The sequence below is a fragment of the Natronorubrum halophilum genome (assembly GCF_003670115.1).
GTDB classification, from domain to species: Archaea; Halobacteriota; Halobacteria; order Halobacteriales; family Natrialbaceae; genus Natronorubrum; species Natronorubrum halophilum.
Window position 1 is genome coordinate 71,172 of the sequence record NZ_QQTY01000006.1, and the last position, 24,205, is coordinate 95,376.

Here is a 24,205-nt window from a genome sequence, read left to right on the forward strand (position 1 = left end):
GCGGGTGATGGCTCCGGGATGTAGGAGTTCAAAACTGAGTCTTTCTCCATCTCCATCTGGCTGCTGATCTGCTATCTTAGCAAGTACTACGTCCTCGACGAAGATCCTAAAGAAGCCATCCACGAGTTCGTAGTCCAGTTCCACGAACGCTGGAAAGACCGGAGTGATGACGATCAGGACATCATGTTGTCCGACAACCGTCAATAGAGCGGTGGCGAAATCGGAGTGCGTGATTGGATTGTTCGACAAGCCTTCTTCGAGTATATTCGGAACAAGAAGTCGAGCTTACCGTTGTAGATGACCGTAGAAGCCTCAACGAGACCGAGTGAATCAAGATTTGTCGACGTGACAACGGTCTTTGCCAGGAATGCCTCGACGAAGGTAAGCCCGGAAAAGAGGCAAAAGTCTGAGGACTACGAAGCCGCTCACATCTTTCCTCATTCTAAAGGTGGCGAAACAGATATCGAGAACCCCCAGCTACTCTGCAAACACCACAACCAGGTAAAAGGAAGTAACAGTGTTTAGAAAGCAGAATCTCGGGGTTGGTGGGGCTGACCGTGGTATAGGTCTGGTAACTCGCGCAGCCCCTCTAGATGCTTTCTTGGATACACCTCGAGGACGTCGACGAGACCAATCTCCTCTGGCAGGATCCGATCCCCGATTGCGATCACGTCTGGAAGGAGTTCGACGAGCTCGAGTACTGCGCTCGCTGTCGGATAAACTGCACGTACAGTCACGAACGAACGCGGTTTCTATACGACAACATGGGCTTCTTGGGCCCTCTCGAGCGCCCGGACGTTCCGAAGGTGCCTGATCTCGATCCCCTGAACGTACGAACACGCAGTCGTCAACCACCGTGGAGACGACTGGCGCGCAACATGGCTACGGAGGGTGGGATCCTCACGGGATCCCTGACTGCGACTACGGGAAACATGATTGGAAAGAACACTGGGCGGATCAGCACAAAGGCAGCTGTCGGAAATGTGGTGTCTCAGTCGACATGGATAGACTCCCAGGATCGGTTACGCAGAAACTCAACAACCAGAGTACTACCACGACCGTCGAGATCCAGCCGTGCGACTCGATCCTACACAATACTCCCGAACACAACTGGGTCAAATACAACGAGTACGGCACAGTTCAATGCAACCGGTGTTACATGACCGTCACAAGAGGGCGCCTCCCCGATTCAGCTGAGATTGAGGATCAAAGTTCGCAACGGAAGAATAGAACTCCAATCGATCCATGCGACGAAGGTGGTGATCACAATTGGGCAGATACCGGCCGGACTGCAGACGTTGTTCAATGCGTAAAATGCTACGACACCGTCGATCGAGATCGGCTCCCTGACTCAACAGAGGTTGAAAAATCGTGGTGGTGGTGAGAGCTGCGATCAGAACGGTATCAGATATCGTCGATCAATTTGCCCATCTCTGACTCGAAGACCACTTGTGAGGCCTTTTCCAAAGCAGATGGGAACCGATATCATTGTCTTAACCAACAAAACTATGGAGTGGCGTTCCGTGTTGGTTAACACGAGAACAGCCGATGTCCTACGAGCCACCAACCCCACCGGCGGACCTCCCAACGGAGATGGTCACCACGCTCAACGAGTTCACTCCGGAGCGCCTCCGTGACGTTGCCACGTACGCCGAAGAGCTAGCCGAACACAAGGAACGCGAGGCTCGTCTCGAGGAGGAGGCAGACCAGGATGAGGTAGAGAAACGACCAGACGACCTACCAGACAACGTCCCCGCAAAGGCGACAATCACGATCAAGGAAATCAACGACAACCGCTACTACTACTGGCAGTGGCGTGAAGGGGACAAGATCAAATCGAAGTACAAAGGCCCGGTCAACCCGGATGAATAACTAAGAAGCGCTCCAGTTAAATTGCCAGTTGTTCAGGGTAACACCCCGTCTGCGAAGTGAAAAAAGGGCTGTTAGCGCCCGGGTCGCGGCGCGGTTTCGTAGCGTTTGATGACGTCGGTTTTCTCCACGTGGTCGTAGATCTCTCGAAGCGTGTCTTGTGCCCGGTGGAGCTTATGCTCCTCGAGGAACTGTCGACCACTCTCACTGATCCCGTAGAACTTGTACGGCAGGTCATTCTGGCGGCGATCTTCTGGCAGGAGCACTTCCTCGACGATACCAGCGTCGACGAGCTGCTGAAGGTGCTGGCGAATCGTCGTCTGGCTCTTGCTCGGGTTGACGTAGTCGAGTTCTTTCAGCGTCGGTAATTCCGACGGATGCCCAAGGATGTCCTGGAGGAGCGCAAACCGCGTCTCCTGGGTGACGACGTTGAGCCGCTCTCGAACGGACTCCAGGTCGCTTGGCGGGTGATCGGACGTACTCATTACCTCATTGTTCGAGTAGTACGTGCAAGAGCGTTTCGCTCAAATACGAATCGGTCTGAGGCGATACAGTTGCTGATGCGGTCGTCACATTGAAGCAGGATACAGGAGAATTCCCGCTCTAATAACCGTAGACAGAGACGAATCGGAGACTTACACTCCCCCATTTCCGTCGTTTCTCCACGATGTCCTCGTCATCAGTGGCACCGACGACGAGAAAATCGTAGGACACACCCCCCGTTTTCGAGTAGTAAATGGGAAAGGGCGAGGAGAAACCATATCACCGTAGTAGAACGTCGACTCTCTTGGCTCACCCACCCCCCGTTTTCGAGTAGTAACGAGACACACCCTATTTTCGAGCTGTAACGAATCACCCCTGGCCGTGAACACCCCCCGTTTTCGAGTAGTAAATGGGAAGGGGCGAGGAGAAACCATATCACCTGTAGTAGAACGTCGAATCTCTTGGCTCACCCACCCCCCGTTTTCGAGTAGTAAATGGGAAGGGGCGAGGAGAAACCATATCACCTGTAGTAGAACGTCGAATCTCTTGGCTCACCCACCCCCCGTTTTCGAGTAGTAAATACGGGGAGATTATGTGCGAGATTAGTTCTTGCTACGGAACTGCTTCAGCCGTTCGCGGACAACTGCGCTAATAGTCGCCTCTTCGTGAGCCAGATCTTTGAACCGGGAATCCTCACGAATCGTCCCCATAATCGTTTCCGGATCCTCGGAGAGGGAGAAATACATATGTACTCCTCTGCCTCGACCCTTGCCTCGGCGCTCAAAGTCCAACACACCGTATGTACTCTGCTCGGTTACGTGATTTACGAAAGTCTCACGACTGTACTGATCTGCATCCATCGTGTCAGCAATGAATTGGTACGTCTTGAACGCAGGTCCAGCGGGTATCCACTCAGGATATTCTCTTGCGTAATGGGCAGTGGCCGCCACGGCGTAGATGGAGAGTTTCTTTTGAGTCGAGATTCCACTAATATGGCGGAGTTTTCGATTTTCGGTATATTTCTCCTGGGCCTCACGGACATCAGTCTCGATGACCGTGTCAGCACCACGCCGCTCAGCTAATTCGCCAGCCCACCTGAGAAGGTCAATCGCTTTCCGCGCATCCCCGTGTGTTTGGGACCCGAACGCGGCAACAAGCGGAATGACGTCATCCGAAAGTGATCCCGATTTGAATGCGTCCTGCCGATTTTTGAGAATACTACGGAGCTGTGTCGCATCGTAATCGTCGAAGAAGATGTCGTCAGGATTGTAGGAACTCTGTGCGCGGCTGTTGAGATCCTTCATGAAATCGGCATAGTTCGTGATAGTCGTAAGCGAGATCGGACCATCAAAATCAGCGAGTTTTCGAGCCCGAGAAAGCTGGTAGATGAGAGAATTGTATTCTGCCTCCTGGTACGGTCCCTCGAGCGTGTCGATCTCATCAAGGATGAAGATGACACCGTCGTAATGCTCACGCATTAGTTCGTACAACCGCTCGAGCTTTTGATCCGTTGAGACACCGGTTTGGGGAACACCAGGATCAACACCGAGGTCTTCGGCAGCAGCTTTAACTAACCGATAGACAGCACGATCTGCTGTCTTCGGCCCCTCGCAGTTGATAGAGAGGACCCCGAAGGTCTTGCCCTGTGACTCACATAGTTCGACGATCTGTTTACAGACTGCATGAATGATAAGCGACTTCCCAGTTCCAGAGGGCCCACTCAGGAGCATATCAGGAATTCCTTCGTTCTGGAGCACCGGTTTTAGATTGTCGACGACACGACCTAGCTGGTCATCACGACCGACGATACGATCCTCGTCAATGATAGTATCTGACCGAACGAGATCTTTGTTCGCGAAGACTCCACCGGACGACTCAGTTTGTAGCCGATCCCGGATTGAGATGCCACTATCGTCGCCGTTTGTTGCGTCTTGAGATGAATCGGTAGGATTCGATTCATTTTCGAACGTCATTTGTGACGTATCGGGAGACTCTGCATCCTCACCCGTTGACTCAGGATTTTCAGGATCAGCAGAAGAGGGTTCGTTATCCTTCTCACCTGCCGGATGATCCGATCCTATTCTACGTCCCTCTCGTCCCATTATGAACCCCCTCGAACTCTGGGTATAAAAATATGGACCCTTGTGGAGTTGTAACCGGGCGAAAACAGGCCATCTAACAACTATATCCCCATATTATCAAAGTGAGCCAGATACCGTCTTCGGAATCTATCACCCTCCGTTGTCGAGTTGTAACGGATCCTCAAAGATATTCATCATCGAAATCCCTGCGTGACCCAAACCCCCCGTTTTCGAGTTGTAAGACGTTGAAGAGCGGTAACATACCTAGTACAATTCACCACCCACCCCATTTTCGAGTTGTAAGTACAAGTAAGTCGAATCAAGCACAGGAGTAACCTCCGTATAGTTTGGATGTTATGAATGATTACCTAGTTGAAACGGTTCGTTCCACACTCCCCGTTTTCGAGTTGTAAGCACCAGAATCGTCGCGAAAGGACGACGCTCGTAGGAGCAGTTCACGAATGACAGTAATACCAATCTACAAATACCATAACTACTTGGTCCGGTTTGCTAATCCGAACGCACTACCCTCTCCCCCCTTTTTCGAGTTGTAAGTCGCTGAGTGTAGGTCACTCAAAACAGCGAGTAGTGAGAGTCGAGGTTATCAGAGAGGATGAGGAGACTCTGAAATACCATTATTCACGGAAAAGAAACTACGAACGAGATTAGGAGATCGTACACTCTTTGAAATCCCAATCATCTAGCCCAGCTATATGATTTGTTTTCTCATTCTCCAGTACGGTTGTAGTTAGTGAATATATAGCATAAGCTTTCGCATTTCTAGTTGGAACTTGTAGATTTAGGTGCTCAGACCTTCCATTGAGTGTATCCGCCACAATCGACTGTTTTGTTGTCTCTTCTGCTGTTCACCCCTCCCCTCCGTCAGCAGTTTACAACTCGAAAAAGGGGGGAGGGGGTTCGTTAGAGCCAGTTCATCATCAATGAAGAGAGTCACTCCTGTTCCACGTCTACACAAGGCTCTCTCTTATGGACCTTCCCCTAGCCTCTCGGCTGTTTTTCACTCTTGACGAGGGGTGTGGGTCACGTGCTTCGTCTATCTCTCCCACCCAGTATAAACAGCTTCTATCTTAACCAACAAACCTCCGCTACTCTCGATTCTGTTGGTTAATTCTTGTCGAGCACGGTGAAGGCGGACAAGTTCGTTTCTCGAGTCTCAGCGATTTTGCGTCGAATCTCCGTCCGATCCCTTCCGAGCGCTGACAACACATTCTCGACAGCTCTGACGAGCTAGTCGTTCGACGATTCCGAAACCCGTCACGACGAGATGTACAGCACGATCTAGGGTGGGCCGATGAACTCGTCAAATGGTTGACGTTCGGTAGTGGATGTTTCACTACAACCGAATGCTCGTGTGTTTTATTAACCAGCAATGATGCCTCTGTATTGGATGATAAAAGCAGCACTGTGGGAATCTTGGCTCGAGGACACGCTCCTACAGGATCTTCGCTCTGACGAGACTTCAGACCCGGTCCCGTTTTTCGAACACACAGAGGGCGAACCCGAGACGAGCAGTGCACTGAGCAGTTACAAGTGGGGTAAGAACGACGGAGAGTACCTATATCTGGTGTATCTGTTAGATGAAGATGATACGGACGTCTGCGACGTGACACCGATCTACGTCGGCGAATCTGCCGATATCAGTTCGCGAATCGGGCAGCACTCCCGAAAGATCCGGAATGCACTCCCGATCACGGAGTGGGAGGATGACGGTCAGTGGGGTAGTTTTTCGAAATACGACCATATCGCTGCAATCTACGAACTCGCAGATAGCCCACTGTATGTCTGGATCATTGACGTCGATGAACTCGAGTACGGTCCGTACGGATATGACACGTATAGACAGGAACTCGAGGCCAAACTCGTCGGACTTGTACATGCACAGGACCACTACGAGCGGATATTCGCGAACCGCGAGTTCGTTCCAAATCGAGTTCTTCACGAAATCGGAAAGGCTGGATCCGAATGGGTCGCAAGCGAAGCCCCATTGTCCGCTAGACCGTCAGCTGACGGCAAATCAAAACCAGTGCAGCGTTTCACGACGAAGACGGGGTGCTGGAGAGACTGGGTTTCGGACTACATGTTGACTGACATCCAAAACGAAGAACGATCCGATCCAGTTCCATTGTTCGATGTCACCGACGATCTACAGGTCCATGTGAACGATGATGGCATCCTCGAACGGTCTGCCGAGATCGATACCTGTATTCGCCAAGAGGGAAAGAAGTGCGTCGATGATTCTGGCGTCCTCGAGGATGGCTGTGATGGCCTGTTGTATGTCATGTATCACCTCGAGACGTCTCCAGAGCAGGCGACCCCATCCGACGTCGTACCACGGTATATCGGTAAGGCCGAAACATACGGGAAGAAGAGGGAGCTGAGTTCAAACTTCACGGAGATCGCGTACGATCGAAATTCGACGCGAAGCTTTGCACGATGGGGCGGCGGGAACTACTGGCATGTTGGAGAGCTGTCGATGGCCCTCGCTGGGGAAGATGAACGAAAACAACACTGGGTTCAGGCACTCTTCGATTCTGACTCACAGACACTCTCCCAACAGACGTACCTCTGGGTGCATGCATGGAGTGTTGAAGACGACATTGGACCGTATGGAACACCAGCGACGCTCGCGGAAGTAGAGCCATTGCTCATCGGTACCGCGTACGATGCATATCCTGGTGAATTCCTGAATAAAAGTGGAGTTCCGGACGTAGCACCAATCAAGGCAGATATGCTAAAATCCTCTTCACATTGATCTCCTCCTGAGCCTGAAGAGGCAGCAGTCCTGGAGAATGACGAATGATCAACCCGCATTGAACGATCGCTCTATTTATATACAGTTCTGGAACGATCGTGTCGACGAGATAGGCGCCGAGTCGATCTCGAACCGTATTGAACGGGGAGAGATCCGCGATGAAATTAGCGTGGTCACCCGTATCGCTCCTCGAGTTTAACCAAGGCCTCGTTCGCGAAAGTGGCGAACAGGTCGTCGCCAAGCCAATTGATCTGCACCTTGAGTTCGATACGCTATAGCACGATATAACATAGTACGGAACTTGCATATGAATGAGTTTCGAGTAGTGTTACAGCTAACGGGAGCAACGGGCCAATTCAAGATTGTCTTAACCAACAAAGCTATCGCTTGCCGGTTCGTGTTGGTTAACGCGAGGCGACAGCCCATGTCCTACGAGCGACTAATTCCGCCGGCAGGCTTCCCGACCGAATTAGTCAAGATCCTTGCCGAAGAGCTGGCTGAATACAACGAACGCGAGACTCGCCTTAAGGGGAAATCAGATGAGGACAACATCGAGGAGCGGCCCGACGATCTTCCAGACGACGTCCCCGCAAAAGCGACGATCACGATCAAGGAAATCAACGACAACCGCTACTACTACTGGCAGTGGCGTAAAGGGGACAAAATCAAATCAAAGTACAAAGGTCCAGTCAGCTCGGGTGAGTGAAGATGAACGCTACACCACCATGTCCGGAGTAATTGACACAGAGAGCCGTTATTACGTGATATAAATACCATAATGTCTGCTGTTGTAGTCGTTGCGTGAGTGGATGAGACTTGGGGAATGGCCAGCTGAAAACGAGCCCAACACCACCATGTCCGGAGTTGTGCTCGACGAGTATTCGACAAAACCAGCGAAGAACAGCGGACATTGTGGTGTGAGTAGGTGAATTACTGTTAGCGTAGCTACGGAAACGGTGGTGTATTCGGATGCTATCACGCAATTTTATTGCAATTAGACACACCACTATGTCCGGAGCTCTCGAGCAGCGATACTAAGTGAACAGCAGAACAGCGGACACGGTGGGGTGTTCAACCGGTAGCTGGAAACACGAAACAAGTCCAGAACACCACGGAGAAGTCTGGGAGGGACTGATATGACGAAGATTGCCGAACTCAGGCGGTTGCCACGACGGTGTGAACACTCTCCCCCCAGTTTGTCCGCTGTTCTCGAGAAAAAGCGTGACTCGCGCTGAGACGGGAACTCGTGACGAACGGAGAACAGACTCGATTTCCGTGATCTGAGTTGAGAATAACGCGGTTTCTAGTGAATGAGGTGTACACCACACTCATTCACGCCTGTTTGACCCACTGCGGACTAGTAGAGACCTCTAACACATAAACTTTTCCTGTGTCAATAGTTTATTTGATGTGTTGAGGCCCCCACCCTAGGTGTGATGGTTGGAACAGCGGACATGGTGGGGTGGGTGTGGACGGACATTCTTTTATAAACAAAGGAACAGCGGACACTCCGGACGGGGTGGTTTTATTATACGTGACACCAATAGGTCAGGTAATTGGAACTCATCCATGGGAATGTTTGAACGGGATACTGACATCTATAAGGATCGCGATGCGCTTCGCGAAGATTACCAACCGGAGGAACTCGTTGGTCGCGACGATGAGCTCCGTGCTTACCAAACGGCGTTGCAACCAGTGGTCAACGGCGAGCAACCGAACAACATTTTTCTCTACGGAAAGACGGGTGTAGGGAAAACAGCGGCAACGAATTACCTACTCTCCCACCTCAAGGAAGATGTTAAACAGTACGAGGACATCGATTTCGACCTCGTCTTTTTCAACTGTGACGGGCTTACTTCTTCGTATCAAATCGCTACGCGACTCGTGAACGAACTTCGCGATGATTCAAATCAGATCAGTACAACCGGATATCCCCGGTCAAGCGTCTACGAGATGCTGTGGGAGGAACTCGACGATGTAGGCGGGACGATTCTCATCGTCCTCGACGAGATTGACCACGTCAAAGACGATTCCATTCTCTATCAACTCCCACGTGCCCGGGCAAACGAAAATCTTACCAAGGCGAAAACTGGAATTATCGGGATCTCTAACGACTTCTCTTTTCGTGACGATCTCTCACCGAAGGTGAAAAGCTCGCTCTGTGAACAGGAGATCCATTTCCCCGCGTACGATGCAGGTGATCTTCAGCAAATTCTCACCGAGCGAGCAGATGTTGCCTTTTATAACGGCGTTCTCGACGACGCTGTCATTCCTCTCTGTGCAGCATACGGCGCTAAGGATGCAGGAGATGCTCGCCAGTCGATCGATCTGTTAATGAAAGCCGGTGACCTCGCTCGCGACGGCGATACCGAGATCGTGGTCGAGAAACACGTCGAACGTGGTCGTCGGGATCTCGAGCGCGGACGGATCGAGGAAGGCATCAATGGGCTCACCCAGCATGGCCATCTCGTGCTGTACGCCCTGTTAACGCTCGATCTGGAGAATGAAACGCCGGTTCGATCTCGAGATGTCCGCCCACGATACACCCGATTTGTGGAACGAGCCGGTCGGGATCCACTCGTCCCGCGTCGGATGCGTGATCATCTCTCCGAGCTTGCGATGCTCGGCTTGATCTCTGTAACCGAGCGGAATGAAGGTCGGCGAGGGGGAACTTACCGAGAGTACAATCTCGATATGAATGCCAGTCTCATCCTCAACGCTCTTGATGATATCCTCGAGAATGTTGGCATCCACGAGTCCGTCAATCAATATTTCAACGCTGATGACGAGTTCGAAGAGGAACCTGCATTGTCCGACTTTTCGTGAATCAGTATCACATGGATCACACCACTGTGTCCGGAGTAATATCCACACGCATGTCACAGTCCACGAACTCACACCACCATGTCCGGAGTAAAACCGATGAATAGCCAATGAGATGTCTGTTGATCCGCCCCACCCTGTCCGCTATTTCTTGTTCAGATTGAGACCACGTCCGTTTCGAATATACTGAGTATCACACATCCGATGTAATCCATCATATGAATTCGGGACGCCAGTCCACGGGCCCACACCACCGTGTCCGCTGTTTCTCCTTTCCAAATCTGGACGCATTCGATTTGGGAATTCTGAACACCGCCATGTCCGGAGTAATCTCATAATAGACAGTCCCTATTTCCGTCTTCTCGAGTCCTAATCCAATGTCCACACCCCATCGTGTCCAGTGTCTTCTCACAATCTGCGAACCGAACTGCACCCCACCCCACTACGTCCAGTGTCTTGGGTAGCTCGAGAGTCGCAGGACACCCCAGTTTGTCCAGTGTCTTCGCGGCCATTTCGGTACTCGGACGACCACCCCAGTTTGTCCAGTGTCCAAATCACCAGCAGGCGACAGAATACACCCCATCGTGTCCAGTGTCTTTCGGGTGTCAGAGCTCCTGATCGAGACGCTGCTGAACGGCGTCAGTTACCCCCACCATGTCCACTGTCTCGTCGAGAGCGTCGAGCAGGAGATCGGGATTCGTGTCGAGGGCGTACTCGTAATACCGACCACCCGATTCACCTCTGTTCCGCTCTGTACGACTCGCAATCCCTAACATCGAGAGCTCGCCGAGATGGTCACGCATCCGTCGGGGAACGAGCGGGTCAACTGCAGCTCGGCCACAGATAATCTCGTATCGATCCTGCACGTCACGCGCCCGAATCGGTGTATCACCCTCTTCGTGTAACATTAGGAGGGCGTACAACACGAGATGTCCCTGTTGGGTGAGACCAGCAACACCGTCGACGATCCGACTCCGCTCGAGAGACTCTCGAGCCTGGTCGACGTGGTCGACGGTTACCTGCGTGGCGTCCTGTTCGACAGCCACGTCCCCTGCTTCCATAAGCAGATCCAGACTCTGTCGGGCGTCTCCCGCGTCTTTAGCACCGAACGCCGCACACTTCGCGATGACTTCATGCGGCACGACATCGTCGAAAAACGCGATATCAGCGCGTTGGCGAAGGATATCACGGAGTTCATTCGCATTATAGGCAGGGAACTGGAGTTCCTTTTCGCACAGGCTCGACTGGACTTTCGAACTCAGCGACTCGCGGAACTTGAAGTCGTTTGAGATACCGATGATTCCGACCTTCGATTTCTCCAGATTGCCGTTTGCTCGAGCGCGTGGGATCTGGTATAGAATCGAATCATCGTCGATGTGATCGACCTCATCGAATACGATGATGACGGTGCCGCCGATAGCGTCGAGTTCCTCCCAAAGCCACTCGTTGACTTGTCGTCGGGGATATCCGGTCGGCTTCAAATGATCCTCTGGGTCGCGGAGATCGTTGATCAGTTGAATCGCGACCTGATAGCTCGTACTCAGATCCTCGCAGTTCGTACGGATAGTTGTGAGATCGACATCGAATTCAGCCGCGTCGTCTTTGAGTTCCCGAAGAAGATAGCGCGTACAGGCGGTTTTCCCGACGCCAGCTTTGCCATAGAGAAAGATATTCGCAGGCTGATCGCCGTTGATGACGGGCTGCAGGGCCGAAATATACTGCTGTAGCTCTTCATCGCGACCGACAATCTCCTTTGGTTGGTAATCCTCCCGGAGGACATCTCGCTCCTGAAAGATATCCGTGTCAGGCTGGAACAAGCCCATAGTGATCTTGCCTTAGCGTATTTGGGAACCGACATAAAACCATCGTGTCGAGTGTGTCCAGTGTGTCTAGTGTCGCGTTTCTCACCCCCTCTCCCCCACCCCACTATGTCCAGTGTCTTCCCGGAATAGCAAGGGAGACTCCGCTGCCAAAGAACTCTAAACATGAGAAAAGTTTAAAAGGTCTATCCACAAACTAGTCCGAACGATAGCTAATGCAGTAGTGAGTGAATGGATTTCTTGGGTTGGAGTGACTCCAACAGCTTTCCGATCAAACTGGTGCACAAAGACACTGGACACGATGGGGTGGGTGTGTCCACAGCCATCGACTTTCGGAAACCAGAATCGTCGGTGTAACGTTTTTCATTGAAAATGAGGGGTGTCTTCCAAAGTAGCGGAATCGACCGTATCTGTTACATCTGCTCGACAGTGACCCTCTACCGACAGCTTGGCGACCTACACCTTTGTGTTTAAATCACGCAACTATCTTGATAGACGGTCGCAAACCATCGCTGAAACGATGCGAAACGGCACATATTTGTTCGATAGCGTTGCACAGAGTCACAACTACCAGTCCGCGACATTGCCCGAGGCGCGATTGGCATGACGACCGCTGACGCGATCACGCCGCGTGTTTCACCTCAAATGGCTCTGTGAATCGTTAGACTACAGTGACTTTTGGCACTAGATTCGGTGAATCGATGCGATACTCTTGGACAATTCTGGCTACAACTTTCAGCGAATCCATGTTGGCGAAGCAGTCAGATTCATGTACAGGGCCACTAAGACTGTCTAACCCAACACCCTATAGCGATTCACCAGACCTCTCAAGAGATTAGTGGTAACTTATTGACTGCCTCGAGAACGTTTTTTCGCGTCTGAAAAGCGTGAGGAGCCATCAGATGCCTTAAGTTAATTTCCTAATTTCACTTACAATCTCATCAGTGAGACGGTGATTTTCGACCAGATCAGTTTGGAGAAGTAACTCAACTAAGTCAGTAGCTGCGAACAACCGAACCGGATAGGTTGTCGAATTTTCTTTTTGTGCGCTGTGTGTGAAGTGGGAAGTAGTAAAAAACAATCCAATTTCACCATCATCGATCCTAGAAGCCAGTCTGCTGAGTTCTTTCCCAGAGATACTACTGGCCGTGTTTTTTGCCTGTGCCTTGAAATCTACCGTTGTTGCAGTTCCACTCAGATGAGTATCTACAAGGAGATCGATACTCCCTGTGAGATCTACACCCCTATCACCGCTTGGGGGAGTCAACTCTACATTAGTGAATGCGGGGAGTTGTTCGAGAAGAAATTTGAGAAGATACTCGAGTTGGACCCCCTTATTCGGACCGTCGAGACGGTTCCGGATATCATTGAGCAGTTCTTTCTCGTGTCCGTCTGGGTATTGGGTCTCCTTTGCGCGGATGCTGTCTTTGTATATCGAGTACCGTTGAATCCGTCCATCTGACACCCACTGGTTCCAAGCGTCAGGCCCGCCGATATCGACACCAGTCCGGGCCTTTCGATGAATCCATTCCAGACTGGCAGCATCGGTATCTAGGATCGAAAGCTCAATCAAGTAGTTGACAGCCGTTTCGCCCTCATCTTTGTGACGTTCAATTCTGAGATCAGTAATTACGCACACTCCACGGAAGGTGACCTTACCTGATTCTGGCTGTTCAAATAATAACACTGGTGGAGCGTCTGCACGCTTGCCCTGAGCGTAGGTTTCAGTATAGTCTGTTTTGACCCATCTATTACCCGTGGGAGCGTCTGGATCAGGACGATGCCTTGCTTTAGCGTCGCCCCAGTAGTGAGCAATGCCATCAGACATATTGATGACGTCTTCCCATGGGTTTTGAGTCTGAGAGGTGCTGGAATCAGAGTAGAAGACTAGGAACTCGCGTTCACTGGTGTTGGGATTATTAATCGAGCGGATGCCGCCTGAATTTCTTATTCCTGTATCAATTGGTCCGTTCAGCCACGTCTGGAATTCATCTTTCGCTGGGTCCATCGAACTCCGGTATGTCTCATTTACGACGTACTTGTCGCCATAACTGGTCATAGAGCATAGATTCTACCAGGGGTGTTTTGCTCTTATCCTTCAGAGACTGCTGCTCATTTTGTCGATACACTCCCGATACTGTATCCGTGAATTCCATCCTCTATGACAATTCACCTCATTATCGGGGACAGTTGCTATACTGATAGCCCATCTCGCTGAGCACGTCTGCGAGCATTGTCCCAGACAAACTCTACGACCTACTCGATCCTCAAATCGGTCTAACTAGACATTCTGTCTGCTGTGAATAGCCTCACAGATATACACAGTACCTTTACAGACAAACTTATTATCATATAACAGAGCCTATATTTCGTGTCAATCAAACGGTCGAAACCGATCGATCGGCTGTACGAGGAGATCTCCAGGTGCGACCTCGTCGTCGTTCCCGATGCACCACTCGCGAGCGCGCTCAACCGCCGTCTCGAGCGCTCCCATTTCGGGCCGTTCGCGATCACACCGCGACGACTCGCCGCCCGCCGTCGAGAGACAGCCGAAGATCGGCTGGCTTTTCTCGAGGTGATCGAACAAACCGACCTCAGCTGGAAACAGGCCGCCTATGCGATCGGGAACGTGTTGCAGTGCTGGGAGCACCAGGGCAATCCCAATGCGATTCTCGAGTACGAGGCGTTCGATACGCCGGCAACACGAGCCGTCATCGATTGCATCTCACCACTCGAGACGACCTCGCGAAAACTCACGGACTACCGTATCGACCACGAGGAATACGAGTCAATCGCCGTCGTCGGTGAGTCCCAGCTGACGAATCTCGAGCGATCGATCCTTCCCGAGGAGTACACCGCCATCGATCGGTTTTGCGACGAGTCGTTCGAGTTACCCCCGCTTCGAATCTTCGACTCGCCGGCAGCGATCGTCGACGCGATCCTCGATACGGTTACAGCGGAAAACGCCGAGGATGTCGCTGTCGTGCTCGATGCGGGTAGCGAGTATTCGGCGCTCGTCGAGTCCGCGTTCGAAGCTGCGGAGATCCCGTTCTATGGCGGGCCGGATTTCGTCGACGCGCAGGATCACCGTGGCTTCATCCAGTTGCTCCGGTGTACCGTCGCGGGCTCCGATACCCGTATTGGGACCGTAAAACCGTTACTGACCTGTCTCGGGTCGACAGTCGACGTCGAGCACGACGAAAAGCGCCTTTTCGAAGTTGACGACCCGGAACTCGAGTGGCTTTGTGAGTTCTGTACGCGAGCGTCGACGCTCACGATCGGTGACGCCTTGGAGGCGTACGAGGACCGAGCAGCATGCACACTGGATGCGTTCCGTGAGGAACTCGAGCGTCTCGGCCTCGCCGAGGAACAGCTCACCGAGGTGGTCATCGATCGACTCACGTTCTACCTCCAGACTTACGACGTCCCCATCGACCGAGAGAACGACGGCGTTCTGCTCGCAGATGCGAAATCGGCGTCGTTCGTCGATCGACCGGTCGTCTTCTATCTCGGCCTCGACGAGAACTGGACACACGATTCGCCACGACGCCCCTGGGTCGACCGTGACTACGAGTTTGAGCGTAATATCGACCAGTTCCAGTCGCTGCTCCAGAACGGAGCCGAGCAGTACTACCTCGTTCAGGATACCGCCGGCGGATCACCAGTGACGCCCTGTCTGTACTTCGAAGAACTCCTCGCAGACGAGTTCGACCGCTTTAGCGATCTCGAGTCGATTCGACACTCACGGACGTTTCGACCGACGCACGAGGGATTCGAGAAGGAGTCAGTTGACGTCTCCACGAAAACAGTGTCGACGCTCAGCCAGTCGAGTCTCAACACCTACGCGAACTCTCCGAGGGACTATTTCTTTGGACGACTCGTCGATGGGCCAGACAAGGATTACTTCGCCGAGGGGAACCTCTTCCATGACTTCGCAGAATTCGTCGTCAATCATCCGGGTTTCGTCGACGAGGACGTCATCGAGGAGATCGCCGGCGTCATGTTAGAGGAGACGCAGGCGTTCCATCGCGACGTCGATCTCGGCACCCGTCGCACGGAATACCGTATTGGCCTCGAGACGATCGTCGAGTATCTCGAAGCGCACGCCCCATCGGAGACGGACTTCCTTACGCCTGCGAGTGGCTGGGGCCAGAATTTCTTCGAGGACTATTTCGATCGGTCGGTCGATTCGCCGGTCACTGAACGGTGGTTCGAAGACGAGGATATCGGTGTCAAGGGAAAGATCGACCTGATTCAGTCGCCAATCTCCTTACTCGATTTCAAAAGTGGCAGAAAGAAGTCTGCCTCGCAGGTGACGAAACACGCAGCGCTCGAGCCACCCAGTGATCAGCCGAATTTTCAGGCGTTGCTCTATCTCACCTACTATCGGCATCAGCAACCGGACGAACAGCTTGAGTTCACCTTCTTCCACTTCCTCGAGACGCTCGATGACGTCATTACGGGCGGTGGCAACCTCGCAGATTGCCTCACGACGATTATGTATCATCCGATCCCATTCGACGAATTCGTGCAATCGCGAGCCGTCTTCGAAGCGTTGTGTGAGGAGGCGTCGAACGCCTGCAACAAGACGTTCTCCAAGAGCAGCTACGATGTGTATCGAACGGTTCTCGATAGACACCAGATTCCTCGAACTCGAGACGCCGACGAGATGGCGGATTCATCGTTCGGCCAGGCGCTCACTGAACAGCTGATTGCAGATGTTGGTGACTACAAGTACGTCACTAAAGGTTGTGTGCAGGCGTTCAGATTCCTCTGTGGGTATCGTACGGAGAGCTACTTCGCTGAGGATATCGACGAATTCGAACGGTTCGTCGACGAGCAACTCGAGGAACTGAATCGTTATCGTCGGGGCGACGCCCGCTTTCCCGTTAACGGCCGGGCAGGAGAACCGAATTATCGCTATGTAGACCACCGTGACCTGATTCTGACTGACGACCGTACGATTCGCGGTAACGAGCAGACGACTGGTAATACAGACGAGTGGACTGCCGATGATGAACGTGAAATCAATGGTGACCGCACCGACGAACCGGTCGACGCTGCGGTCCGGGGGGCGAATCGATGACGTCACCCAACGCGAAACAACGCGAACTGATCGAGAATATCGATGGGTTGTCCCTCGTCGACGCCGGTGCTGGCACCGGAAAGACGTTCACGGTCACCCGACGCTACGCCGAAATCGTCGCACAGGACGACGTTGAACCTGACGACGTCCTCTTGATTACGTTCACCCGCAACGCTGCGACAGAGATGAAAGACCGTATCGTTTCCCACTGCGACTACGGTATGCGTGCGCTGAAGGACGCGCCGATCCAGACGTTCCATAGCCTCTGTCACGATATTCTCGAGGAACATGGCTTTCACGCCCCCTCTCACCTCGGAATCGACGATGCGATCACCGGCTCGACACAGATTCTCGAGAACGAGACGATTGAACGGGAGTACTTTCAGGAGTTCATCGGCCAGTTCAGTGACGAGCACGAGGAATACGACGATTTGTTCAGCTGTATTTCGGATCCAAGTGAGCTACTCAGACTCGTCACCACCCTCGCATCTAAAGGCGTCTTTCCGACCGCCGACGGCTGGTACCGTGACTGTCAGCGCCACCTTGAGGGCGACTTCGACGCCTTTCGGGAGGTCTTCGACGAGTTGAACCAGCCTCGAAATGGCGGAAGCAAACAGTCGGAACTACGCTCGAAGCTAGGCCGGTACGGCTCGGACAAGTGTTACCTGCCGGAGGCACCCGATCGGTCGGAACTCCGAGGGGAGCGAGGATCGAAGACAGTTCCTGACGAGGTCATCGAGCGCGTCTTCGAGGAAGATCGCGAGCAGCTCGTCGACTTCGTCCACGACGTCTACATCGGGTACCTCGAGTTCGCGCTCCGTCGGAATTACCTCAACTTCTCGTTCCTCCAGCTGTTTGCGTTCGTCCTCTTGTGTGAGGACGACGAACTCCGTAGTTCTCTGGAATTCGAGTACGTGATGATCGACGAGTTTCAGGACTCGAGCGAGAGTCAGTTCAAACTCGCACTGTTGCTCGCCGGAACGGACAACATCTGCGTCGTCGGCGACTGGAAACAGAGTATCTACTCCTTCCAGTACGCCGCCGTCGAGAACATCACCGAATTCGAGTCACGACTCGAGCGCTTCACGGCCGAGTTGAACGACGATGCCGACCGTGTCGCCTTCCCGACTGACTCCGTCTCTACGATCGAGCTCGAGCAGAACTACCGATCGACTCAGGACATTCTCGATTTCGCTGAACATGCCCTCGTCACACCGGCAAGTAGTCGTGAATCGGTCGATCGAGAGTCGATCCTCGAGCGGATCGTCTCCCTGTCTTCGAACACGGGGCACGAACACTCTCAGATCGAGGCGTTCCAGCACGAGGACGAACACGAAGCGATCTTGACGAAGGTGCAGGAGATCGTCGACAACGACGCCTATGCGATCGAAGAGGATGGTGAGCTTCGTTCCCCAACGTACAACGATATTGCCGTGTTGACCCGGACGCGCGACTTCGGTCGTGACCTGCTTTCGGTCGCCGAAGAGTACGAATTCCCGATGGCCTACGAGGGTGGGATCGAACTCTTTCGAACCGACCAGGCAAAACTCCTGCTCGCCTGGTTACGTGTCCTCGAGTCCAACGAGGACAGGGGCTGGGCAGTCGTCCTCGAGCGGGCTGGCTATACGCTCGACGAGATTGATCACATCCTCGACGTTGAGGCGTACCCCCAGAACATGATCACGTTCCGGACGGAACTGTCGACACTCGAGACCATCACTGCGATCACACGACGCGTGTTCGATCGCTACGGATACGATGGATCGACGGCGGACGTCGTCCTCACGACGATCCAGTCAGTTCACAGCGCGACGACGATGACGCTCGGAGACCTGATCCGTTTTCTCGAACAGGGGATCGATGCAGGACACACCGAGGAAGTAAACGCTGCCGCAGGAGCCGACGCGATCACCGTACAGACGATCCACTCGGTCAAGGGTCTCGAGTATCCGATCGTGATCCTCGGAAATATGAACAGTGGGAAGTTCCCACCGTCCGGCGGACGCAGCGGGATACTCACGTACTCGGAAGTTACTGGGCTCCGTCAACGCAAGTGCTACGCAGAGGCCCACGGCGAGCCACACATATACGACAACTGGCGATCCGACGTTCTCCGGCGATGTCAACCGACGGAGTACGACGAAGAACGCAGACTGCTCTACGTCGCGATCACTCGAGCCAAAGATCACTTGCTGTTTTCTACAGGGGCGGACCAGAACGCTTTCCTCGAGGAGCTACCAGTTTCGATCGAATCCCTTGACCCAGTGGTCGAGATGGACAGTACTGATACGACTGTCCAGTCCAGGCTCAGTGTCTCGATCCCACAACCGGACGGCCCCGACGGATACTCACCGCATTCATTGATGAGCGACGACGTCTACGAGGGCGCGACCGACGGTAAGGGCATGGACTTCGGGTCGGCAGTTCACGATTTTGCGGAACGATACGCTCTTGGTGAGAAGATTTCCCCCCGAAACGAGGACGAACGGAACGTCGAGGCGTTACTCGATTCGCTCGAAGGAACTGTTGCAGTCGAAGAACCAGCATATCTCCCACTCAAGATCGATGGTGAACGAGTGACACTCTCCGGAATCGTCGACCTTGTCCACATAACGCCCGATCGCGTCGAGATAATCGACTACAAGACGGACCGAGGGCGCCACGCAGAATCGGAGTATCAAACGCAACTCAGCGCGTACTATCATGCACTCGACGATTGGTTCGACGGTCGAGACGTGACTGCCTCGCTCTACTATACGGCAGACGATACTCGAGTTGAGATTGATCCGCTCTCGAAAATAGAACTTGTTCGTTTAATTTAATAAAGTCAATACGGGCACTGTCTAGTTAGAATACGGTGCTATTCGAAGTCGTAGCCCCACTCCCGAAGAACGTCGGCAACTTCGCCGATGTGGTCCATCCCGACGAGGAGGGCGGCTTCACGAAGATCTGCCTTCTTGACCGACTCTCCGAGTTCGCTTTCGGCGTCTGAGAGTGCATCCGTCTGACGCTCTCGAGTCGACTCCTGGAGATGGAGCTGGACGGTTTTCGCACGCCCGTCAGTGATACTCGAGCGGCGATATATCCACGGCAACCCACTGCTGGTCGATGCTGTCTCGCTGGTCTCTTCGTCGTCCTCAACTCGACGCTGTTCGTGATTGTTTGTGCGTGCTGATGTCGTAGTCTGGTCAGCTGTGGAACTACCGATATTGGTCGTGGTGTCGTCCTCATCGTCGGTGGTGTCATCGTCACTATCGTACGGCGAGGAGGATGCACCGCTCTTAAACCCGGTCATACTTCCACCTTGAGCGCACCTGGTTCTGGCGGGTTCGGGGCCTCAAGGCCACCCTGGTCCTCGAGGTATCGTGCGATTCGGTCGAGTTGAGCCAGCGTCTCGACCTCGTAGTCGCGCTGTCGATCTCGATGTTCCTGGACGTACCGGAATGCCGAACACTGTTGCTTCCACGAACCTTCGAGTAGTGACGTCCGGTCACCGATCACCTCGGGTGTCGGGAACGCGATCTCGTCGATCATCTCTTTCTGATCACTCGTGTTCTTGACGCCGTTCGGAACGGCGCCGAGCACACCGACGTCGATATTCAACTGGCCAGCGAAATTGGTCGCGAGTTCCTCGAGACCTTCGACCGAGGCCTGCCCTTTCGCCGACGGCTCGACAGGGATCACTAAATTCCGCGTCGCATATATCGCGTTATAGAGGTGGTCTGACTCCGTGGCTGGCGGATCACAGATCAGAACGTCATAATGGTCGGCAACGCCGGCATCCTGAAGGACGCGCTGCAGTTGGGCGTAAATATTGTATGCGTCACCGAGAGTTTCGGCCTGTTTTTGTTCACGGTCGAGGAAATCCGAGAGATCCGAGAGCATGTTATGTTCTGGAATGATATCGACCCCCTCTGCTGTCCGAATCAGGTCTTCGAACTCCCCCCGTGGACTCTGAACTATATGCCGGACCAGGTTATCTGCATCGCCGTCGGCCCGGTCGTCGTCGACGCCAAGGAGTCGACTGAGATCGCCATCTTGTGGATCGAGTGGAACGACCAAGACATTGAGACCCGCTCGAGCGTGCGCGACGGCGAGGTTTGCAGTGAGCGACGTCTTCCCAACGCCGCCAGCTTCACTGTAAACTGTGTACGATAGCATGACTGTCACTGATGAGTTACTGAGATATGAAAGTTTGCAAAACAAGTTATCTAAGATTGATGGGTAAGTGAGATGTCTAAGAGAGCGATCTAAGAATCTTAGATTAAATTCTTAGGTTAGGTTTGCAGGCAACTGATTCCGTATACCTAGAGAAGGTACTTTCTCGCATGCTGTGCAGTTAGAATGCGGCCGGGGTCTCTTAGATTCCAATCTCAGACTCATATCTTGGATGGCGAATGCACCATACGGTAGGAATATGCTCTCTACGTTCATCTGGCGAGATCTCTGTTACTTAGATTCCAATCTTAGATGGGTGTCTTAGCCACCCGACTTGGTATCCTGGGTTAGATGAGTAACCATTCGCAAAAGGAGAGTACGGCGGAACGAAGTCCATGAGATCAGCGAAACCGACGGTTCACCAAATAACGAAAGACCAACTGTCTGTCGAAATATGTTCCACAGATTGCGTCGTCACACGGAGCCAACTGCCTCACGTATCGTGTTCTGTAAAGGCGTCACCAGCGTCTTTAGCCATCTCTTTGGCTTTCGATGTGTGAGTACGACTGTTGAACGACTTCCTCGATGTTATCTAACAGACGGGCTACAGCGGTAAACCCGCGTTGACGGACCATCACTTCGCCGGCGCCGCGTCGGCCGCCGTGGGGTGCGAGGTAGCCGTGTTTGTCGTCGAGTTCGATCCCAGCGTCCTCACACAGCCGTCGCATAATCCGCCGGCGCCGTCCGTGTTGATCGACGGTGGTGTCAGTTCGTACTCGCGCAGTGCGTCGAACACCTCGAGTTGACCGGTGAGATCATCGACGAGCATCTCGATCTCACCCGTGGCCTAGCCGTGTTCGTCCCGTAGTCCGTACAGTGCGTCTTGTAGAGCGAGGGCAGGTGAAACGTCGGAAGCACCGGCCACTCGTCGCCGACGGGATCGTCGATTCTTTTATATTGCGACATGGGATTTATGGACTATTTCGTCAGCGACCTGTCGGACCAGTCCTGTTTTTTCGCGAGGACGGCCATCCACTGGTCCTCGAGGGAGATATTCCCCCATCTAAGACCGTTTCGCCGCTCGCCTTTCGGATTCGCGAATATCTCGCCGCCGCGGACACCGGAGTAACAGAGCACGTAGACGAGCGCCCGATCCCGATACTCTCTGATCGCACCGAATCCCTTCTCATCGGTAGCGTCGTGGGCGCGTTTATCAACGTACTGCGTGATCAACAGCCGGTGTTCGTCGGTCCAGGCCTGCTGATCGCCCGACCGACGCCCGTTGACTCGTATCGGAACTCGAGTCGTATGCCGTATCTGTCCGCTCGATCGGACCCAGTACGGATCTAGTGTTTACTGTCGGTAAACGCCATTCGAGTACTGTTACCGCTCCACTAGGCTGTGTTCCGCTTGGATTCCTGCGGTAGTGCCGGGAGCGTTTACAGCCATACTGATGTAAATCCGACCGACTTTTGGCCGTTACACTCCCGTCCCCGACTGAGCGTGTGGACTGCATGCCGCGTGCTGACTCTCGTCCGCCAGACAGTTCACGGCGACGTTGACGAGCACTTCGAATCCCTCGCCGCGAACGCGTCGTCGGTTGTCGCCGGCTCGGACTCTTCTAGTCGGTCGTTCGACGTCGATTTCCCGTCGCTCGAGTCCGTTTTCTACCTGTTTCGCATTTCTCGGCTGGTCTCGTCATCGGTGAGGATCCGGTTCGGGTCGGAAATTTCCCCTTCGAGCGGCGTGTGTTCCGTCGTCTCAGGCTCTTATCGCAGCAATTTTAGTCCCGATGCTCGGTCTCCGTTTACGCTGCGAAAACGCGATTCCCGAACGCTCGACGTTGCGGACCTCGCGCCGTCTCTCATCCGTCGTCACGGCGCCCATCTCGGTGCTCGCCCGATGATACGTTTCGTGTGGGACGTGGAGACGATTTCGCTTCCCTTTGGGTTCGCTCTACTGGAGCCTTCTCCCGTCGATACGGACCGAATCGATTTTCGGCGGCTCACGCGACTGCAACGTGTTTACCATGTCTAAACGACTGTTGCAGTGGGCTGCCTCTCGAGCGAGAGTGGGAGCAGTGACCGTCCCTCGAGAGGCGTTTCAGCCGAGCAGTCACGAAGCCGCGAGTAACCTCGACCCGTGCGCCCGACACCTCGTCTGCGGCAAACTATAAGTAACCGAACGCGTCATTGAGTGATAGATGGCCGATATTGGTATCGTCGGATTAGATACGAGTCATGCCGAGTCATTCGCCGCGGCGATCGGCGACCACTCCGGCGCGAATCTGGCTGCGGTCTGGGACGGCGGCGACGTCCGCAGCGAATCGTACGCACGCGAGTTTTGCGAACAGCACGAGGCGACACGGTACGACAACCCGGCGGATCTGATCGGCGTCGTCGACGCGGTGATGATCCTCACTGTTAACTGGGACACGCACCGGGAACTCGCCGTTCCGTTTCTCGCCAGCGACGTTCCCACGCTGATCGATAAACCGATCGCCGGACGGCTCGAGGACGTGAACGCGATCCGATCGGCGATCGGTGAGACACCGTTCTTCGGCGGGTCGGCGGTCCCGTACCACTCGTCGCTGCACTCGTTCGATACCGGGAACGGCACCGACGATCGGATGTTCTACTGCGTCGGCTACAACGATTCGTTCTATTACGGCGTCCACCTCGTCGACACGCTGTGTCGACTCGTCGGCGACCGGTGGGTCTACGTTTCGCGCGCCGACGATCCGGGACAGACGGTCGACGTCGCCTTCGACGACGGAACGCACGCGACGATCCGACTTGACAACCCGGGTGAGGAGATGCAGTTCTCCTTTTTCAGCATCGGTGATCGAACGCGAATGCGAGACGTCGGCACCACGAGCGCGGAAATGGACAGCATGTACCGCTTGTACCTCGAGACGTTCCTCGAGGTCGTCGACGGGGACGCCGACCTGAGCGGGTACGTCCTCGATGCGGCGGAACTCCTGCTGGCGATCGACGCGACGCTGGAACACGACCGCCCGATCACGCCGAACTGTCGCGTCCTCGCCGATCACGCCGTCGACGGACGGGCATTTCTCGAGAGCTACAGCCCGTACTACTGACCTCCTAATCCG

Annotated in this window: 14 protein-coding genes and 1 pseudogene; 8 read left to right on the forward strand and 7 right to left on the reverse strand. The window is 53.7% G+C overall.

The features are described from left to right. Window positions 1-297: 297 nt before the first annotated feature. Complete coding sequence (locus DWB23_RS21450) at window positions 298-525, forward strand: HNH endonuclease (protein WP_121744829.1); 228 nt, start codon at window positions 298-300, stop codon at window positions 523-525. A 1,023-nt stretch (window positions 526-1,548) separates the two neighbouring features. Next, window positions 1,549-1,872: a hypothetical protein gene (locus DWB23_RS21460; protein ID WP_121744830.1), complete on the forward strand. Its 324-nt coding sequence runs from the start codon at window positions 1,549-1,551 to the stop codon at window positions 1,870-1,872. Window positions 1,873-1,943: 71 nt separating this feature from the next. On the opposite strand, the gene DWB23_RS21465 is transcribed toward DWB23_RS21460, so the two are convergent. Both DWB23_RS21465 and DWB23_RS21470 read right to left on the reverse strand, forming a co-directional pair. Next, window positions 1,944-2,354, reverse strand: a complete 411-nt coding sequence (locus DWB23_RS21465) for a helix-turn-helix domain-containing protein (RefSeq protein WP_121744831.1) — start codon at window positions 2,352-2,354, stop codon at window positions 1,944-1,946. A 600-nt stretch (window positions 2,355-2,954) separates the two neighbouring features. Further along, complete coding sequence (locus tag DWB23_RS21470; protein WP_238717543.1) at window positions 2,955-4,454, reverse strand: Cdc6/Cdc18 family protein; 1,500 nt, start codon at window positions 4,452-4,454, stop codon at window positions 2,955-2,957. Window positions 4,455-5,841: 1,387 nt separating this feature from the next. On the opposite strand from DWB23_RS21470, the gene DWB23_RS21480 reads away from it, so the two are divergent. The 3 genes from DWB23_RS21480 to DWB23_RS21490 all read left to right on the forward strand — a co-directional run bounded on the left by DWB23_RS21480 (window position 5,842) and on the right by DWB23_RS21490 (window position 10,032). Continuing rightward, window positions 5,842-7,206, forward strand: coding sequence for a GIY-YIG nuclease family protein (locus DWB23_RS21480; RefSeq protein ID WP_121744924.1), 1,365 nt, complete (start codon window positions 5,842-5,844; stop codon window positions 7,204-7,206). 424 nt (window positions 7,207-7,630) lie between these two features. Next, window positions 7,631-7,912, forward strand: coding sequence for a hypothetical protein (locus DWB23_RS21485; RefSeq protein WP_121744925.1), 282 nt, complete (start codon window positions 7,631-7,633; stop codon window positions 7,910-7,912). A gap of 863 nt (window positions 7,913-8,775) precedes the next feature. After that, on the forward strand, window positions 8,776-10,032 hold the full coding sequence (locus DWB23_RS21490) for an orc1/cdc6 family replication initiation protein (protein ID WP_121744833.1): 1,257 nt from the start codon (window positions 8,776-8,778) through the stop codon (window positions 10,030-10,032). Window positions 10,033-10,634: 602 nt separating this feature from the next. Here the strand turns inward: DWB23_RS21490 and DWB23_RS21495 are convergent. Continuing rightward, window positions 10,635-11,852, reverse strand: coding sequence for an orc1/cdc6 family replication initiation protein (locus DWB23_RS21495; protein WP_121744834.1), 1,218 nt, complete (start codon window positions 11,850-11,852; stop codon window positions 10,635-10,637). Window positions 11,853-12,756: 904 nt separating this feature from the next. Then, a complete protein-coding gene (locus tag DWB23_RS21500) occupies window positions 12,757-13,908 on the reverse strand; it encodes a restriction endonuclease (RefSeq protein WP_121744835.1) in 1,152 nt (383 codons plus the stop codon). A 312-nt stretch (window positions 13,909-14,220) separates the two neighbouring features. Between DWB23_RS21500 and DWB23_RS21505 the strand changes: the two genes are divergently transcribed. Together DWB23_RS21505 and DWB23_RS21510 are read left to right on the forward strand one after the other, a co-directional pair. Beyond that, window positions 14,221-16,935 carry a PD-(D/E)XK nuclease family protein gene (locus DWB23_RS21505; protein ID WP_121744836.1) on the forward strand — a complete coding sequence of 905 codons (2,715 nt, stop codon included), beginning with the start codon at window positions 14,221-14,223 and terminating at the stop codon, window positions 16,933-16,935. Next, window positions 16,932-19,757, forward strand: coding sequence for a UvrD-helicase domain-containing protein (locus DWB23_RS21510; RefSeq protein ID WP_121744837.1), 2,826 nt, complete (start codon window positions 16,932-16,934; stop codon window positions 19,755-19,757). Before DWB23_RS21505 ends, DWB23_RS21510 begins: the two co-directional genes overlap by 4 nt. A gap of 38 nt (window positions 19,758-19,795) precedes the next feature. Here the strand turns inward: DWB23_RS21510 and DWB23_RS21515 are convergent, their stop codons facing one another. The 3 genes and pseudogenes from DWB23_RS21515 to DWB23_RS21525 all read right to left on the reverse strand — a co-directional run. After that, entirely contained in the window at window positions 19,796-20,230 is a 435-nt protein-coding gene (locus DWB23_RS21515) for a hypothetical protein (protein ID WP_121744838.1), read from the reverse strand. Continuing rightward, window positions 20,227-21,096, reverse strand: a complete 870-nt coding sequence (locus tag DWB23_RS21520) for a ParA family protein (protein ID WP_121744839.1) — start codon at window positions 21,094-21,096, stop codon at window positions 20,227-20,229. The genes DWB23_RS21515 and DWB23_RS21520 overlap by 4 nt, the downstream gene beginning before the upstream one ends. Window positions 21,097-21,586: 490 nt before the next feature. After that, window positions 21,587-22,377: pseudogene (locus tag DWB23_RS21525) on the reverse strand (tyrosine-type recombinase/integrase); the annotation flags it as partial. A gap of 919 nt (window positions 22,378-23,296) precedes the next feature. Here DWB23_RS21525 and DWB23_RS21535 point away from each other — a divergent pair. Beyond that, window positions 23,297-24,193: a Gfo/Idh/MocA family oxidoreductase gene (locus tag DWB23_RS21535; protein ID WP_121744841.1), complete on the forward strand. Its 897-nt coding sequence runs from the start codon at window positions 23,297-23,299 to the stop codon at window positions 24,191-24,193. Window positions 24,194-24,205 lie beyond the last annotated feature (12 nt).